This window comes from Micromonospora sp. B9E7 (assembly GCF_039871815.1).
GTDB lineage: Bacteria > Actinomycetota > Actinomycetes > Mycobacteriales > Micromonosporaceae > Micromonospora.
Map to the genome: position 1 here is coordinate 137,522 of NZ_JBDPLX010000018.1, position 15,060 is coordinate 152,581.

At 70.0% G+C, this 15,060-nt stretch carries 21 protein-coding genes; 10 read left to right on the forward strand and 11 right to left on the reverse strand.

Annotated elements, in window-relative coordinates:
• Window positions 1–32: 32 nt before the first annotated feature.
• Both ABGB10_RS25160 and ABGB10_RS25165 read right to left on the reverse strand, forming a co-directional pair.
• A complete protein-coding gene (locus tag ABGB10_RS25160; protein ID WP_347663415.1) occupies window positions 33–536 on the reverse strand; it encodes a hypothetical protein in 504 nt (167 codons plus the stop codon).
• Window positions 533–1,042 (reverse strand): SigE family RNA polymerase sigma factor, encoded by a 510-nt coding sequence (locus tag ABGB10_RS25165; RefSeq protein WP_347663416.1) that lies wholly within the window; start codon window positions 1,040–1,042, stop codon window positions 533–535. Before ABGB10_RS25165 ends, ABGB10_RS25160 begins: the two co-directional genes overlap by 4 nt.
• A gap of 140 nt (window positions 1,043–1,182) precedes the next feature.
• Here ABGB10_RS25165 and ABGB10_RS25170 point away from each other — a divergent pair, with 140 nt between their 5' ends.
• The 4 genes from ABGB10_RS25170 to ABGB10_RS25185 all read left to right on the forward strand — a co-directional run bounded on the left by ABGB10_RS25170 (window position 1,183) and on the right by ABGB10_RS25185 (window position 4,375).
• Window positions 1,183–1,686 carry a hypothetical protein gene (locus ABGB10_RS25170; protein ID WP_347663417.1) on the forward strand — a complete coding sequence of 168 codons (504 nt, stop codon included), beginning with the start codon at window positions 1,183–1,185 and terminating at the stop codon, window positions 1,684–1,686.
• Window positions 1,687–1,786: 100 nt separating this feature from the next.
• Window positions 1,787–2,521, forward strand: coding sequence for a peptidase E (locus tag ABGB10_RS25175; RefSeq protein ID WP_347663418.1), 735 nt, complete (start codon window positions 1,787–1,789; stop codon window positions 2,519–2,521).
• Between the two features lie 87 nt (window positions 2,522–2,608).
• Window positions 2,609–3,694, forward strand: coding sequence for a redox-regulated ATPase YchF (ychF, locus tag ABGB10_RS25180; RefSeq protein WP_278141597.1), 1,086 nt, complete (start codon window positions 2,609–2,611; stop codon window positions 3,692–3,694).
• Between the two features lie 138 nt (window positions 3,695–3,832).
• Window positions 3,833–4,375 (forward strand): hypothetical protein, encoded by a 543-nt coding sequence (locus tag ABGB10_RS25185; protein WP_347663419.1) that lies wholly within the window; start codon window positions 3,833–3,835, stop codon window positions 4,373–4,375.
• A gap of 49 nt (window positions 4,376–4,424) precedes the next feature.
• Here ABGB10_RS25185 and ABGB10_RS25190 read toward each other — a convergent pair whose 3' ends face one another.
• Window positions 4,425–4,982 carry a DUF3592 domain-containing protein gene (locus tag ABGB10_RS25190; protein ID WP_347663420.1) on the reverse strand — a complete coding sequence of 186 codons (558 nt, stop codon included), beginning with the start codon at window positions 4,980–4,982 and terminating at the stop codon, window positions 4,425–4,427.
• A 41-nt stretch (window positions 4,983–5,023) separates the two neighbouring features.
• Here ABGB10_RS25190 and ABGB10_RS25195 point away from each other — a divergent pair, with 41 nt between their 5' ends.
• The gene (locus ABGB10_RS25195; RefSeq protein WP_347663421.1) at window positions 5,024–5,782 is read left to right on the forward strand and encodes a class I SAM-dependent methyltransferase; all 759 of its coding nucleotides are present in this window, start codon (window positions 5,024–5,026) and stop codon (window positions 5,780–5,782) included.
• 54 nt (window positions 5,783–5,836) lie between these two features.
• Here the strand turns inward: ABGB10_RS25195 and ABGB10_RS25200 are convergent, their stop codons facing one another.
• Both ABGB10_RS25200 and ABGB10_RS25205 read right to left on the reverse strand, forming a co-directional pair.
• Window positions 5,837–7,306 (reverse strand): hypothetical protein, encoded by a 1,470-nt coding sequence (locus ABGB10_RS25200; protein ID WP_347663422.1) that lies wholly within the window; start codon window positions 7,304–7,306, stop codon window positions 5,837–5,839.
• Window positions 7,307–7,368: 62 nt separating this feature from the next.
• Window positions 7,369–7,737 (reverse strand): VOC family protein, encoded by a 369-nt coding sequence (locus tag ABGB10_RS25205; RefSeq protein WP_347663423.1) that lies wholly within the window; start codon window positions 7,735–7,737, stop codon window positions 7,369–7,371.
• Window positions 7,738–7,852: 115 nt separating this feature from the next.
• On the opposite strand from ABGB10_RS25205, the gene ABGB10_RS25210 reads away from it, so the two are divergent.
• From ABGB10_RS25210 to ABGB10_RS25220, 3 genes are read left to right on the forward strand one after another with little or no spacing between them, the layout of a single operon-like run.
• Window positions 7,853–8,311 carry an SRPBCC domain-containing protein gene (locus ABGB10_RS25210; RefSeq protein ID WP_347663424.1) on the forward strand — a complete coding sequence of 153 codons (459 nt, stop codon included), beginning with the start codon at window positions 7,853–7,855 and terminating at the stop codon, window positions 8,309–8,311.
• Window positions 8,308–8,658, forward strand: a complete 351-nt coding sequence (locus ABGB10_RS25215; RefSeq protein ID WP_347663426.1) for a metalloregulator ArsR/SmtB family transcription factor — start codon at window positions 8,308–8,310, stop codon at window positions 8,656–8,658. The genes ABGB10_RS25210 and ABGB10_RS25215 overlap by 4 nt, the downstream gene beginning before the upstream one ends.
• A 2-nt stretch (window positions 8,659–8,660) precedes the next feature.
• The gene (locus ABGB10_RS25220; protein WP_091406258.1) at window positions 8,661–9,104 is read left to right on the forward strand and encodes an SRPBCC domain-containing protein; all 444 of its coding nucleotides are present in this window, start codon (window positions 8,661–8,663) and stop codon (window positions 9,102–9,104) included.
• On the opposite strand, the gene ABGB10_RS25225 is transcribed toward ABGB10_RS25220, so the two are convergent.
• The 5 genes from ABGB10_RS25225 to ABGB10_RS25245 all read right to left on the reverse strand — a co-directional run bounded on the left by ABGB10_RS25225 (window position 9,088) and on the right by ABGB10_RS25245 (window position 13,523).
• Entirely contained in the window at window positions 9,088–10,368 is a 1,281-nt protein-coding gene (locus ABGB10_RS25225; protein WP_347663428.1) for an MFS transporter, read from the reverse strand. The two genes, ABGB10_RS25220 and ABGB10_RS25225, sit on opposite strands and share 17 nt — an antisense overlap.
• A gap of 185 nt (window positions 10,369–10,553) precedes the next feature.
• Window positions 10,554–11,285 (reverse strand): class I SAM-dependent methyltransferase, encoded by a 732-nt coding sequence (locus ABGB10_RS25230; RefSeq protein WP_347663429.1) that lies wholly within the window; start codon window positions 11,283–11,285, stop codon window positions 10,554–10,556.
• Between the two features lie 228 nt (window positions 11,286–11,513).
• Complete coding sequence (locus tag ABGB10_RS25235) at window positions 11,514–11,876, reverse strand: PH domain-containing protein (protein ID WP_282256748.1); 363 nt, start codon at window positions 11,874–11,876, stop codon at window positions 11,514–11,516.
• Window positions 11,877–11,886: 10 nt separating this feature from the next.
• Entirely contained in the window at window positions 11,887–12,642 is a 756-nt protein-coding gene (locus tag ABGB10_RS25240; protein WP_347663431.1) for a class I SAM-dependent methyltransferase, read from the reverse strand.
• Entirely contained in the window at window positions 12,639–13,523 is an 885-nt protein-coding gene (locus tag ABGB10_RS25245; protein WP_347663432.1) for a LysR family transcriptional regulator, read from the reverse strand. The genes ABGB10_RS25240 and ABGB10_RS25245 overlap by 4 nt, the downstream gene beginning before the upstream one ends.
• Window positions 13,524–13,637: 114 nt before the next feature.
• On the opposite strand from ABGB10_RS25245, the gene ABGB10_RS25250 reads away from it, so the two are divergent.
• Window positions 13,638–14,087 carry a VOC family protein gene (locus ABGB10_RS25250; protein ID WP_347663433.1) on the forward strand — a complete coding sequence of 150 codons (450 nt, stop codon included), beginning with the start codon at window positions 13,638–13,640 and terminating at the stop codon, window positions 14,085–14,087.
• Here the strand turns inward: ABGB10_RS25250 and ABGB10_RS25255 are convergent.
• Window positions 14,074–14,382: a 4a-hydroxytetrahydrobiopterin dehydratase gene (locus ABGB10_RS25255; RefSeq protein WP_347663434.1), complete on the reverse strand. Its 309-nt coding sequence runs from the start codon at window positions 14,380–14,382 to the stop codon at window positions 14,074–14,076. The two genes, ABGB10_RS25250 and ABGB10_RS25255, sit on opposite strands and share 14 nt — an antisense overlap.
• A 183-nt stretch (window positions 14,383–14,565) precedes the next feature.
• Between ABGB10_RS25255 and ABGB10_RS25260 the strand changes: the two genes are divergently transcribed.
• Window positions 14,566–15,006, forward strand: a complete 441-nt coding sequence (locus tag ABGB10_RS25260; protein WP_347663435.1) for a (deoxy)nucleoside triphosphate pyrophosphohydrolase — start codon at window positions 14,566–14,568, stop codon at window positions 15,004–15,006.
• Window positions 15,007–15,060 lie beyond the last annotated feature (54 nt).

The following is a 15,060-nucleotide window of genomic DNA, read 5'->3' on the forward strand; positions in this document are numbered from 1 at the left end:
GGCGGAAGAACCACCGACCTGACCGGTTCTGCTCAACGCGACGGGATCGGCGTGCCCGTCGGCCGACCCGGCACACCGGGCGGGCCCGGCGGAGGCGACGGGGTTGGTACGACAAACGGGTCGCCCGGTGCGCCTGGCCTGCCGGACAGGCTCGACGGGCTCGGCTTGACCGTCGGCTGGCCCGGTACGCCGGGCGTGCCCGGCATCTTGAACGGGTCCGCCTTCGCGCCGCCGGGGCTCGGCGTCGGCACCACGGTGGGCGCGGACGGGGTGGGCACCGGCGGGCTGGGCACGGGCGCGGGGCCGGCCGGGCTGGGCACGGCCGGGGGAGGCGCGTCCGAGCCGGTCGCGGCGAGGGCGAACGGCGTGGCGACCAGGATCGCCGCGAGGGCGCCCACCGCCCCCATCGTCACCGTGGCACGGCGACGGTTGCGTACCCGCCGTTCCGCTCGATTCAACTGGTCATGCACGATCGGTGCCTCCTCGGCCAGGTCGGTGAGGGTGGAGCGGATGAGGCGCTCGAAGGGATCGGTCACTGCCGTACCTCCAGCATTTCGATCTCCGGCAGCAGGTCGCGCAGCCGTTTGACCGCCCGGTGGGTTCGGCTGCGTACGGTGCCCACCGAGCAGCCCAGGAGCTCGGCCACCCGGGCTTCGGGTAGGTCCTCGTAGTAGCGCAGGACCACCACCGCCCGCTGTGCCGGTGGTAGGTGACGAAGTGCGGCCCGCATCGCCAACCGCACGTCGGAGCCGCCGCTCGGGTCGGCGCCGACCGGTTCGTCGGCCGGGTTGAGCGGCGTCTCCCGCCATCGGCGCAGTCGCCGCCACCAGCTGATCTGCTCGCGGTACATCACCACGCGCAGGTATCCCTCGGGATCGGCGTGTCGGATGGTTCCCCACTTCGGGATGGTCCGCGCCAACGCGGTCTGGAACAGGTCCTCGGCGGCGCTGCGGTCCCCGGTCAACAGGTACGCGACCCGCATCAGCGCCGGAGTCCGGCTGCCGACGAACTCGGCCAACCGCGCGCGGTCGTCCTCGTCCACTCACCACCCCCGTTTCGTTGTCACACCTACAGACGCCCCAGGTCATCGTCGCTATCCACGATCCGAGGGCTTTTTCCGGCCCGGAAGTGTCGGTCGTGACGGGTACCGTCCGGCCACCAACTCAAGAAGGGGTGCGGCGGATGGCGAGCGTGGCGGGCTGGGCGGCGGCGTCGACATCGGGTGCGTTTCCACCGTTGCCCCGCGCTGTGGCGCAGTCCTTCTACCGACGGATGCGGGCCGTCGCGCCGGCCGCCGTGGGCGCCATCGAACGGGACCGGGCGGGCGACCCCGACCAGGTCTTCTCCGACACCGCCTGCGGCCGGTTGGCCGGTTCACTCGACGATGCGGGCCTGCGGGCGCTCGGGATGTGGACACACCACTGGTGCATGCGCTTCTACGACGACGACACCCGTGTCGGCCGGCGGCTGGTTCGCGAGATCGCCGCCCGGCCCGGGTTGGGCTGGATGGCCGACGAGGTGCGGTGGATGCTGCGCGAGTCGTTCTCGGCGGGCCCGGCCGCCGCCGACCGGTTCACCCTGCCCCGTGCCGCCGCAGAGCAACTGCCCCTGGCGGACCAGCCGGCCCTCGCCTGCTGGCCCGAGGTCGAGGTGCCTCGCCAGCGCCGGCCGGAGGGGTCCCGGTGACTGTCAAGCCTCATGATCACAATTGGCGCGGTCACGGCCCGCAGGGTGTGCCGACTGAGGCAGGATGGACACCGCGCCACCCCGACGGAAGGACGCCCCGATGCCCGCCAGCGAGCCGACCATCATCGCCACCAGCATGGGCTTCTCCCGGGGTGACCGAGGGCCCTACGACATGCGCCCCAGCCCGGTCTTCGAGCTGGCGGCCGAGCTGGCCGAGGCGGGTCCGCAACCGCGGGTCTGCTACCTCGGGCAGGCCGTCGGCGACCAGCCCACCTCGCTGACCGCTGTCTACGGCGCGTTCGCCGACACCCGGTTCCGGCTGTCGCACCTCGCCCTGTTCCCCATGCCGAACGTCGAGGACGTCCGCGCCCACCTGCTCGCCCAGGACGTGCTCTGGGTCGGCGGCGGCAGCGTGGCCAACCTGGTCGCCGTCTGGCGGGTGCACGGGCTCGACGAGATCCTGCACGAGTGCTGGCAGGCCGGCGTGGTGCTGGCCGGCGTCTCCGCCGGCTCGATCTGCTGGCACGTCGGCGGCGCCACCGACAGCTTCGGTCCCCGGCTGCGCGGCTTCACCGAGGGCCTGGGCTGGCTGCCGTACGGCAACGGGGTGCACTACGACAGCGAGGGCCAACGCCGTCCACTCATGCACGAACTGGTCGGTGACGAGACGCTGCCGACCAGCCACTGCACCGACGACGGGGCCGGCCTGGTCTACCGGGGCACCCGGCTGGTCGAGGCAGTCGCGGACCGCGAGGGCGTCTCGGCGTACGAGGTCAGCCGCGGCGTGGACGGCAGCGTCCGGGAGGCGGTCATCGCCCCACGCCTGCTCGGCTGAGCGTCGACGGCTCTGCCGGCCGTCGTTTCCGGTCGGATCGGAGCCGCCTCGGCCGGCCCAACCGGCACCCGCGTAAGCTGGCTGGTCGTGAGTCTCTCCATCGGCATCGTCGGCCTGCCCAACGTCGGCAAGAGCACGCTTTTCAACGCGTTGACCAAGAACGACGTGCTGGCGGCGAACTACCCGTTCGCCACCATCGAGCCCAACGTCGGCGTGGTCGGGCTTCCTGACGAACGGCTGGGCAAGCTGGCCGAGATCTTCTCCTCGCAGAAGGTGCTGCCGGCCCCGGTGTCGTTCGTCGACATCGCCGGCCTGGTTCGCGGCGCGTCGAAGGGACAGGGCCGGGGCAACGCCTTCCTGGCGAACATTCGGGACGCCTCGGCGATCTGCCAGGTGGTCCGGGCCTTCTCCGACCCGAACGTGGTGCACGTCGACGGCAAGATCTCCCCGGCCGACGACATCGAGACGATCAACACCGAGCTGATCCTCGCCGACCTGCAGACCCTGGACAAGGCGCTGCCCCGGCTGGAGAAGGAAGCCAAGCTCCGCAAGGACCGGGCCGCCGCGGTCGCCGCCGCGAAGGCCGCCATCGAGGTGCTCGACGGCGGCACCACCCTCTATTCCGGGGCCGCTGCCGCCAAGATCGAGCTGGAGCACCTGCGCGAGCTGCACCTGCTCACCACCAAGCCCTTCCTGTACGTGTTCAACGTCGACGAGGCCGAGCTGGCCAACGAGGCGTTCCTCGACGAACTGCGTGCCCTGGTCGCCCCCGCCGAGGCCGTCTTCATGGACGCCAAGATCGAATCTGAGCTGGTGGACCTGCCCGAAGAGGAGGCCCGCGAGCTGCTGGAGTCGATCGGGCAGAACGAGCCCGGCCTCAACCAGCTCGTCCGGGTCGGCTTCCGTACCCTCGGCCTCCAGACGTACCTCACCGCCGGCCCCAAGGAAGCGCGCGCCTGGACCGTCCCGGTCGGCGCCACCGCGCCGGAGGCCGCGGGTGTCATCCACAGCGACTTCCAGCGCGGCTTCATCAAGGCCGAGGTAGTCTCCTACGACGACCTGGTCGAGCACGGTTCGATGGCGGCGGCCAAGGCGGCGGGCAAGGTCCGCATCGAGGGTAAGGAGTACGTCATGCAGGACGGCGACGTCGTGGAGTTCCGCTTCAACGTCTGAATCCGGCCTGTTCCCGAGGTCAAGCGGCTGAGTCGTTGCCTCGACAGGTAGTAGGTGGAGACTGCGCGTGACCGCCAGCAGCTGCCTGAGCGGCTTCTGCTGGCAGGCCGATCGTCGCGGGTGGGGGAGGATTCCCGAGTGGGAAACCTCTACGAATACTTCGCTGCCGGGTCGGACGAGGACGCTGCCGCGACGATCGACGTCGAGGGCGGCCCGGGCGGGGTCGAGCCCGTGTCACCCGAGCTGCGGGCGGCGATCCGTGCCGGCGATCGTGCGGCGATGGATCGCCTCAGGCGACCGCGCGTCCGATTCTCCGAGCACGGTCTGCCGGTGCTGGCCGTCAAGGGCGTCGACCCGATGGTGCAGATGGGAACCCTGGAGGACCTGCTCACCGGCGTCGGCATCGACGCCATCTATGCTCGCCCACGGTGGGCGATGGACGTAGCGGTCCGAGACCAGGGCGAGCGGCTGGTGCTGTCGCTCACTGACGAGTTGCAGCAGGCACTCGTCGAGTGCACATCCGGGCGTTTGTCTGCGGTGGCCGTCTCGTGGTCGCAGACGGAGGAGTTCTGGGGCCAGGGTGACCCGGACCTGATAGCCGGATTCCTGGGTGAACTGTCTCTGCTCGCACGCCATGCGAGCGATCGGGGTCACCGGCTGTACTGCTGGGTCTGCGTGTAGTCCGAGGACAGCGCCGTCGAGCCTTTGTCCGGGGCGGGCGACGGCGCGATCAGCGGTGGCTCGGTTTGCGCTTCGTCCCGCCCCTGGCGTTCAGGAACTGTCGGCGGCGCTGTTCTCGCTGTTGCCGCTGCCAGTCGCGATGTCGGCGGGCTCGTCGTCGTCCGACGAAGCGGCCGACCACGGCGGCCAGCATCGTGCCGGACAGGATCAGACCCGCCGCACCGATCACGCCCTGCAGTCGGCCGCGATTCCCGCTCAACGTCCCGAACTCGGTCACGAAATCATGTGGATCGTCGGGGTTGACCCAGATCCGCACCTCGGTGTCGGCTGGGAGGCAGGCCTCCCAGCAGCCGACCTCGGCCTGACGCGGGGCCCCTGCGACCTGATAACGCATATGCATCGTGTTGCTGTTGCGTCTCTTGTGCACGGTCTCGTGGATGACTGCCTGGACTGGCACGCCGTCAGCCCGGAGTCGGTCCTCCCAGGCGTCGTTGTCGTTGAAGGTCTTGACGGGCAGCCACATCATGGCCATCCCGGCCACGATGCCGAGCAGGTAGGCGGGGTAGCGCAAGCGCCACCAGCGCTGCACGATCTTCACGGTGGTCATGGTCCCAGTCGATGTCGAGTAACCGGGGGTAGCTTGACCGGATGACGGAACAACCGCTCCGATCGTCGTTCGGCGCGGCGGCTGCCGCCTACGCCGAGCATCGCCCGGACTACGCGCAGGCTGCGGTGCGATGGGCCCTTGAGGTCGCCCCCGGCCACCGGGTGCTCGACCTGGGCGCCGGCACCGGCAAGCTGTCCGCCACCCTGATCGCGGCGGGCGCGGACGTCGTTTCGGTCGAGCCCGACCCGGCGATGCTCACCGAGTTGCGCCGCGCTCTGCCGACCGTCCGTGCCCTGCCGGGTAGCGCCGAGGCCATCCCGTTGCCGGACGCGTCCGTCGATGCCGTGCTGGCCGGCAACGCCCTGCACTGGTTCGACATGGCCGTCGCGGGGGCGGAAATCGCCCGGGTCCTCGCACCCGGCGGCGTCCTGGCCGGTCTGTGGAACGTCATGGACGACCGGGTCGACTGGGTTGCCGAACTCGAATGGGTCAGCGGGAGCGCGGCCATCGGTCCGCGTGACACGTTGAGTGGCTGGCGCACGGCGACGGCGGACATGCTCGGTCCGGCCGCCCGGTTCGGGTCGGCGGAGCAGGTCGAGTTTCCGCACGGACAGCGCCGTACCGCCGACTCTCTCGTCGCGACCCTGACGACCCGGGCGGGGATGCTGGTGATGCCAGATCCGGACCGGGAGGCCGCGCTCGGCCGGATCCGCGCCTTCCTCGGGAGCAGGCGGGTAACGGCCGAGGGCGAGTTCACCCTGCCGATGCTGACCGGCGTGCTGCGCGCCCGGCGGCAGTGACGGCCGCCTGCACGCCCAGCTCTGTCCGAACGGTGTGTGTTCTGGCGTTTGGGCTCAGGTGTCTGCCGCTCTGCGGAACCGTCGCGGGGGCAGAGCGGACCGGAGTTTGTCAGCCGCGTGAGCGAAGTCCGAGATGGCGGTGACGCAGCCGTGACCGGTGTGGGCGAGCCAGAGTGCGCCGTCGCGCTCGGCCACGAGCGCCTGAGACAGCGGGACGGTGTGCACGTTGCCGCCACCGTCCACGGTGGAGACCGCGTCGCCGCCGATGACCAGGGAGCCCTTGTTTCCGAACCGCCTCCTGAGTGCCGGCCTGATTACGTCGCCTGCCGGAACGAAGCTGGTGCGGGGGCAGGAGGCATCGCTGACGCCAGGAAGGTCCGGTCGCGATCCGTACGGGACGACGATCGTGGCGGAGGAGAGCCAGCCTGACATGATGTCCCGCGCCCCTGCCGGGGTGAGCCTGTCCAGCTCGGCTGGATCCGTGAGGTAGTGCTCGGTGGTGCCGAACAACTCCAGGTGGGCAGCGGGTTCGAGGTTTTGGATCGGCCGCATCCAGGCCAGCGCCTCGTACGTGGGCACGAGGGCTGCGGGGACGGCCGCGTTCCGAGTCGTCTCCAGGTCTGCCAGGTCCACCGGGTCGAGCCCGTCGTGCACCAGTCTTCGCAGCTCACGCCAGAGCAGTTCCGCTGCGGACGCGGCTTCGAGACGCTTGGCTCTGCTCGGGCTGATCCTGATCCCGAGTTCGTGCCGCGTACTGTCGACGACCTCGATCATGAGTTCGGCGTCCTTGGCGAGCCCGGCCCGTCGCGCCGCCCGGCCGACGCGCAACTGCAGGGCACACATCAGCAGAAGGGCTTCCACGCTGGGCGCGGCGGCGACGACCAACGCGACCCCGCGAACCTCGTCGGCGTACCAGAGCGGGCCCGACTGGTGGTTCCCGAGGTGTGTGTCGTGGGTGGTGCGTTGCCCGGCAGGCAATCGGAGTCGCATCGACAGAGGCGCTTCGGTGGTCGTGGTGAGGACGGCGTTGTCGCTGGTGAAGAACCTCTGCACATGCTGTCTGATCTCGTCGGCCGTGAAGAGTCGGTAATCCACCGCAGGCCAGCGCGCCAGGCCATGTCCGCGTGGCCCGAAACGCCGTGCGAGCAGTGACCCCCAGGGGTCGAGCACACCCTCGTCGATGTTGGAGATGTCCCGGCTGTCCGCCTCGACGTCAGCGACAGCGTCGGGCAGGTCTTCCGGCGGAAGGTCGCTGACAGCCGAGCAGATGGCGGTGAAGTGTTCCGAGATCTGCTCGGGTGTGCCGGCGGCGGCGAACGAGGTTTCGTTCACCCAGGTGTCGTTGGCGTACTTGTCCGCTACGTAAGGGTCGGCCCGTTCCAGCAGGTGCTGCATCAGATGATTCAGGCCGACAGAATCCAGCTCCTCGTCGCGGGTGCCGCAGCCGAACGTCAGCGATGCGCCCAGCACACCGGGCAGATTGTGCTGGAGGACCGTAACTCCGTCTATGTCCGCACGACGCATGGGCGGATCGTATGGTGGCCGGTCAAGCCGGCTGGGCACCCTGCACGAGGCTCACAGGCGGGCTACTGCTCGGCCCAGACGCCCAGCTCGTTGCCGCTGGGGTCGGTGAAGTGGAACCGCCGGCCACCGGGGAACCCGTACGGCCCGTCGACGACCTGACCGCCGGCGTCCTTGACCGCCTGCACCGACCGGTCGAGGTCGGCCGAGAAGAGCAGCACCAGTGGGCCGCCGGCCCGCACCGCCTCGTCCAGGCGCAGACCGCCCACCTCGGAGTCGCCCTGCGGGCTGCGGATGCCGGCGTACCCAGGTCCGTAGTCGTTGAACTGCCAGCCGAACGCCTCGGCGTAGAAGCGCTTGGCCTCGGCGAGGTCGGTCACCGTCAACTCGACGTAGTCGATGGCGTGGTGCTGGTGCGGAGTTGTCTCAGACATGCTCGGCATTGTCCGACCCGGGTACGACAAGCCCGCGACATGCAACAAAAGGTTGCGCATCGAGGAGTTGTCGTCGTAGGTTAGGTGCAACCAAAGGTTGCGAAAGGGTGAGGGTATGGAACAGGGAACGATCGAGCGCGACATCCACGTCGAAGCGTCACCCGAGGTGGTCTTCGAGGTGGTCAGCCAGCCCGAGCACATGCGGGAGTGGTGGCCCGACGACGCGCGGTTCGAGTCCGTCGCAGGTGCGCCCGGCGAGCTGGTCTGGCGCGACGCCGACACCGGCGAGACGAAGACCGTCGCGTTCGCCGTCGTCGAGGTCGACCCGCCGAAGCGGTTCTCCTTCCGGTGGTGCTTCACCGAGCCGGACCGGAGCGGGCAGGCGCTGCTCGTCACCTTCGACCTGGTACCCAGTGGCGCGGGAACGCTGGTCCGGATGACCGAGACCGGATTCCGCGAACTGGGTTGGGAGGTTGCGGTCCTGGAAGAGCAGTACCGCGACCATGAGAACGGCTGGGACCACTACATGCCCCGGCTGGGCGGGTACGTCGCGCGGCTGGTCGCGACCTCGTGAACGCGGTGGTCGACGACGAGTTGTGGTCGGCGATCGGCGACCCGATCCGACGTACGATGATCGATCTTCTTCTCTCTGGCGGGCCTGGCACGGCCACCTCGTTGAGTAGGCGGCTACCCGTCACCCGCCAGGCCGTCTCGAAGCACCTGGCGGTCCTCGACCGGGTTGGGCTGATCAACGCCGAGCCGGCCGGTCGCGAGCGTCACTACCAGGTGGACGAGGCGCAACTCGCCCGAGCGGTCGCCCAGTTGTCGGCGGTCGGCTCCACCTGGGACGCCCGACTGCGCCGGATCAAGCGGATCGCCGAGGCGGTCGAACGCACCCGCACCAACGAGGAAGGAGACTGAGAATGGTCGACATCCTGCACCGGGTCGGCGTCGTCGCTCCGCTCGACGACGTCTACCGAGCGGTGGCAACGCCGGAGGGCCTCGCCGCCTGGTGGACCACCGACACGGTGGGCAAGAGCGAAGTCGGTGGACAGTTGGCCTTCCGGTTCGGCGATGCCGGCGGCTTCGACATGGAGGTCCTGGAGCTGAACCCCGCCGGGCGGGTGCGGTGGCGCGTCGTCGACGGCCCCGAGGAGTGGGTCGGCACCGAGGTCGACTGGCGTCTCGACCAGCGCGGCGAGTACACGATCGTCCAGTTCGCGCACCAGGGCTGGCGCGAGCCGGTCGAGTTCATGCACCACTGCAGCACCAAGTGGGCGCTGTTCCTGATGAGCCTCAAGGAGCAGGTGGAGACCGGCCACGGCCGACCGGCCCCGGACGACGTCCGGATCAGCGACTGGCACTGACCTCGGTGACGGCTGCATCGCCGGGCAGTCGCGAGCTCCGCCTGGAGATCGCGATTGCCCCGGCGATCAGGCCGAGGGCCACGATCGCCATGGCGCACAGCAGCAGCGTCGGGCGTGCGCCGACGGCACCCACCAGTGGCCCGCCGAGCATGGTGCCCAGCGGCACCGCCAGCACGAGGATGGCACCGTTCGCGGCGAGCACCGCCGGTAGCTGCGTGACGGACGTGCTGCGCTGGAACAGCGCCATGGACGTGGACATGTACGGTGCCCAGATCAGGCCTGCCAGGGCGAAGGCGGGCAGCGACAGGCTGACAGGTGCTCCCAGGCCGAGCGGCAGCATGGCGACGCCGAACCCGACGACGATGCTGATGGTGGTGGCGCGCAGCGGCCAGCGACGTAGATGGCCGGCGACCACACCGCCGACCAGACCGCCGACGCCGAACGCGGTGTAGTAGGCGCCGAGCAGCGTCGCGGAGGCGTGCAGGTCGTCGGTGATGTAGATCGGCATGGCCACGTACACCGGCCCGAAGAGGAAGAAGAACCAGAGGCTCAGCACCAGCAGGCCCAGCAGCGCGGGGTTGCGGCGGATGACGGCGAAGCCTGCGGTCCGCGAGGCGCCGCGCTCACGCCGGTGGTCGCTCTTGCGGCTAGGAAGGGCGAGACGGTACGTGAGGGCCAGCGCGGCGAAGGTGGCGGCGTCGATGGCGATGACCCATACCGGCCCAACCCAGGCGATCAGGAGGCCCGCCAGTGGTGGACCGACGATGGTGGCGAACCCGGCGATGCTGGCGAGCACGGCGTTGGCCGGCAGGTGGTGTCGCTGCGGCAGCAACTCGGCGATCAGTGTGAAACGCCCGGCGGAACCCCACGAGTGCAGCAATGCGGACGCGGCGAGCAGGAAGACGTACAGCCAGATGGTGAGCACACCGGTGAGGTGCGCGAGGGGGATCGCCGCGAGCGCGCTGGCCCGCAGGATGGCGTCCCACCCGGCGAGTTGGGCGCCACTACGCCCACCTAACAGCCGGCCGAAGACGACAGTCCCGGCCGCGCTGGGCAGCGTGTACGCCGCCATGGCCAGCGCGATCCAGGTGCCCCGTTGGTCGTGCGGGGCGAGCTCGATGGCGAGCCAGGTGACCGCGACCACGGCCAGGCCGTCGCCCAACGCGGAGACGGCAAGCCCGGGCAGGACGCGCCGCAGCTGAGGGTGACTGACCACCGGCCAGTACGGCGAGGAGCGCGGGAAACGCACGGCGTGCGATGGCATGCTGCCAGCTCACCCCGGTGTGGGCCGGCGGATCAAGTAAGACTGCCGAGGGCAGAATCAGCCGAGCGCGGAAGGCTGAAACCTATGGTGGCATCTCACTCTCGGGCGGCGGGAGATCGGCTCGGGTTCCTTGACGTCGTGGCGATGTCACCCCGACTTCTCCGGAACCCGAGCCGATCAAACCGCTACTCCGCCCGGTAGACGGAGATGTGCGACGGGCTGTCGGCGTGGAACGGTCGTCGGTGCCAGTCGGCGTACCGCTCGGTGAGCCGGAGCCCTGCCTGCTGTGCCATCGCGTCGATCTGGTGCGGCCAGGCGTACCGCATGGCGAACGGCTTCAGGTGCACACCGTCGCCGTCGAACGTGATGGTCTGCCGGATGAACCGCTGCGCCGGCCGGTCGTACTTGTGCAGCCGGATCGTCGCGGAGTCCTCGGCCACGGCCCACACCTGGACCTGCTCGTCGGAGTCGAAGCTACGCGGGTCGGGCACGAACGTCTCGATGACGAACGCGCCGCCGGGCGACAACACCCGGGCGACGTTGCGGAAGCAGTCCGCCTGCCGCTCGGCGTCGACCAGGTTGAACAGCGTGTTGAAGACCAGGTACGCGAGCCGGAACTCACCCGGCACCGGCACGTCCGCCATGTCGGCGACGACCACCGGGATCTGGTCGCCGCCGGGCTTGGCCCGCAACTGCGCCACCATCTCCTCGGACGCCTCGACGCCGTGCACGGTGAGACCGCGCTCGGCCAGTGGAAGCGCGACCCGGCCGGTGCCGATCGCCAGTTCGAGAACCGGACCACCGTCGGCCAGTTCGGCCAGGAAGTCCACCGCAGGCATCGGGTCGGGGTTGCCCGGGCCGTCGTAGTCGGCGGCCCACAGCCGGCCGAAGAGGCCGGGATCGTCGAAGACCGACATCAGCGGCCTCCGGGGGTGCGGTCAGTGGCGCGCAGCGGCGCCGTGGTCGGGGGAAAGGATCTGCTCACGAAGTCTCGATTCCTCGGTGCGATTGACGTCGGGTCGGAGGCACTTCGTCGTAGCGGGCATGGCGCTGCTCCCTTCGCGAGGCTGTCGACCGAGGACACCAGAGACGCCGCGGGCCCGGCAAGGCAATTACGCCGGCCGGGCCCGCAGCGGTACGCGAGGTCAGGAGATGTGGTGCAGGATCACGTTGTGCACGTGGTGGCTCTTCTGCGCACCACGGAACTCCACCTCGTAGGTGTGCGTGCCGACGTGGATCGCAATCGACCCGGTGGAGAAGAACGAACCACCCCAGGACTTGTTGCTGACCACGCTCACGCTGGTGATCTTCGAGTACGGGATGCTGGTGATCGCGAACCGCTTCCCGACGAAGGAGCGGTCCTGGATGATCACGCGGCGGTCGGTCAGCCCGATGAACCCGGTGCCCGTGCCGACGGCGTCGTAGACGGCGATGATCTGCTCACCGTCGAGGAGGCCACTCTCGATCTGCTGGACCTGCTCTTTGCGGTCGTACGCGATGTTCGCCATGGGATCCAGGCTAGAAAACCCGTGCCAGCGTGCCGGCACGGGCGACGACCACCAACTCGCCCTCGCCGTGGCCGACGGGTTCGTGACGCCACCCGCCGTAGAGGCGGTCCACTGCGAAGTCTGCCCTGGTCAGGGAGTCCCGCAGCTCCGCCTCGGTGCGGAAGCGCAGGGTCGCCGAGCTGACCAACCGCTCGCCGTCGCTGAAGTGGTAGTGGTGGGTGAAGTCGACCACTCCGTCGCGTACCCCGGTGACCGTGGTCCACGCGCGGACCTCGCCGCCGTCCGGCAGGGTGATCCGCCGTTGCGAATCCACCGGGTTCCACCGCTCCCACCGACGGTCCGCCGGGTCGCGGGCGTCGAACACCAGCCGGCCGCCGGGCACCAGGGCACGGCGCAGGTCGGCGAGGGTACGCGCCCACTCCGCGTCGTCCACGAAGAACTGCGCCACGTGGCTGGTCAACACCGCCACGTCGAACATCCCGCTCGGGAGCAGGACCGAGGTGCCCTCGATCCAGGTCACCCGCTCGCCACCTGGCCGGGCGCGGGCGGCGGCCAGGGACGCGCCTGCGGGGTCGACGCCGGTGACGGTGTGACCGGAGGCGGCGAGGGCAACCGTCAACCGGCCGGTGCCGCAGCCGAGGTCGAGCACCCGGGCCGCCGGAGTCTCGCCCACGACAGCCTGGAAGAAGTCGTCGTCCGGCCCCCACCGGCACTCCGCGTCGTAGACCTCGACCAGGCGGGGATGCTGGAACTCGCCGTGCCTCACGGTGCGGTCGCTTCGGTCGCGGCGCGGACGAACTCGCGTACCCGGGTGGTGGTGTTGCTGGGCAGCCAGACCGGCCCTCGTTCGATCGGTGGCGCGTCGTGGATGGGCACGTACGCCACGTCGGGACGCGGGTAGTAGCGCCGCGTGTGCTCGCCCACCGGCAGTACGCCCCGGCCCAGCGCGACCAGGGACAGCATCTCGGAGAAGGTTTTCCCGGCGGGCCCCTTCGGCACCGGCCGGCCGGCCGGGGTGCGCTCCGGGGTGCGGTCCCGCTTGAACTCCGCCGAGGTGACCGCCGGGTACTGCACCACCGGATGCTCGGCGAGCACCTCCAACGACACCGACCGTTCGCGGGTGAGCGGGTGACCTGCCGCCACCGCCAGCGCCCGATCCTCGGAGAGCAGCGCCGGGCCGGTGGCCATCCCGTCGAACGGGTACGAGGCGATCAACACGTCCGTCGAGCCGTCGAGGAGGCCGGACCGGGTGTTGGACAGCTGCGCCTCGTGCACCTCCACCCGACAGTCCGGATGCCGTTCGCCGAACAGGGCCACGGCCCGGAGAAGCACCGGCGCGGTCCACTCGCCGAGGAACGCCACCCGTAGCGTCCCGGTGACGCCTCGGCCGGCGTCGACCGCCCGGCGGACGGCCTCGTCCATGCCGGCGACCAGGGGGGCCAGCTCGTCGGCGAGTTGCCGGCCGATCGGGGTGAGTCGGACGACCCGAGTGGTGCGGGCGAACAGCGGCGCGCCGATCTGGCGCTCCAGCTTCTTCACTATGTGGCTGACCCGACCGGTGCTGACGGTCAGCCGCTCGGCGGTCCGGCCGAAGTGCAGTTCGTCCGCGAGCGTCAGGAACGTCTCGACCTCGTACCGCTCCAGCACATCGCTCCCACCGTTGACCTGTGGGCAACGATCGTAGCGGCATCAGGTCTTGGTCGGCGTCCCCCGTCCGGGGATCGTGAACGCGGCAGGGAACACCGAGCGAAGGGCTGCGACATGAGCATCGACGACTACCGGACCGACGTGAGCGCCGTGCGGGTAACCGGTTTCGACCACCTGGTGCTGACCGTCGCCGACGTGGAACGGTCCTTGGACTTCTACTGCGGCCGGCTCGGGCTGGCACCGGTACGGGCCGATGAGTGGCGCGCCGGCACCGTCCCGTTCCCGTCGGTGCGGATCAGCCCGGGCAGCATCATCGACCTCGTCCGAGGTGCGCCTCAGGGCGCGAACGTGGACCACTTCTGCCTGGTGGTGGCACCACTGGACTGGGCGCAGGTGATCGAGTCGGGGGTCTTCACCGTGCTGACCGGGCCGGTCAGCCGGTTCGGCGCCCGCGGGTCGGCGACCTCGATCTACGTCAGCGACCCGGACGGCAACGTGGTGGAGTTGCGCTGGTACCCGCAGGACGTGGAGGTGGCTGCCGAGACGGACGTCAGGACTCGGTGACCGCCCGGTAGGCGTCCTCGATGCGGGCGGCCAGCAGGACCTCGCCCTCGGTCAGGGGGTCGCCGTCGCCGTGCCCGACCCGGATCTGGGTGCTGTCGGACCGTCGGCTGATCTCGGGGCGCAGGTGCAGCGCGTCCGCGACGACCTTGACTCGTTCAGTTAGCGCCGCATGTTGGGTATCGTCGATCACGAGCGTCCGTCGGATCTGCTCCCCTTCGCGTGTCCAACCAGATAGCAAGGTCAACGCGTCGGCAAGGTAGTCGTGCTTTGACCTGCTGTTGAACAGCACGCGCATCACCGCACCCCCCAAGCGCCGTTGCCGGCTTGTGGCCAAATCGTCGCCATCCCGTGTCTTGTCGGTGTCTCCTAGTCTCTCGCCGCGCGGAAGGGGTGTCCACGCCCACACTTCCGTGTTCTATTGGCCTAGCGGACGGTTACGGTACCCAAACCGCCGATTGATCTGGCACCCTGGACGCCCGTGCGGACCGAACGGGCGAATGGTGGCGGGCAGGCCGAACGACGGGACCTGAAGGTGATCGTCGGTGCGGCGATAATCCGGGACGGGCGGGTGCTCGCCTGCGCGCGCTCCGCTCCGCCCGAGGTGGCGGGAATGTGGGAGTTTCCGGGCGGCAAGGTCGAGCCGGGAGAGGCCGAGGTCGACGCGCTGATCCGGGAGTGCGCCGAGGAGCTGGCCGTACGCGTCGAGATCAGCGATCGGGTCGGGCGGGACGTCCGGATGGCTCACGGCCGTTCGGTGCTCAAGGTGTACGCCGCCCGCCTGCTCGACGGCGACGAACCGCAGGCGTTGGAACACGAGGCGCTGCGGTGGCTGGCCGCCGACGAGTTGGACTCGGTCACCTGGCTCCCCGCCGACGCCCCCATCGTGGCGGCCCTCCGCCCCCTCCTCAAAACCCCCTGACCCACCTGCCCGCCCACCCGGGATCGGGGCCGGGGCCGGGGCCGGGGGTGGGTG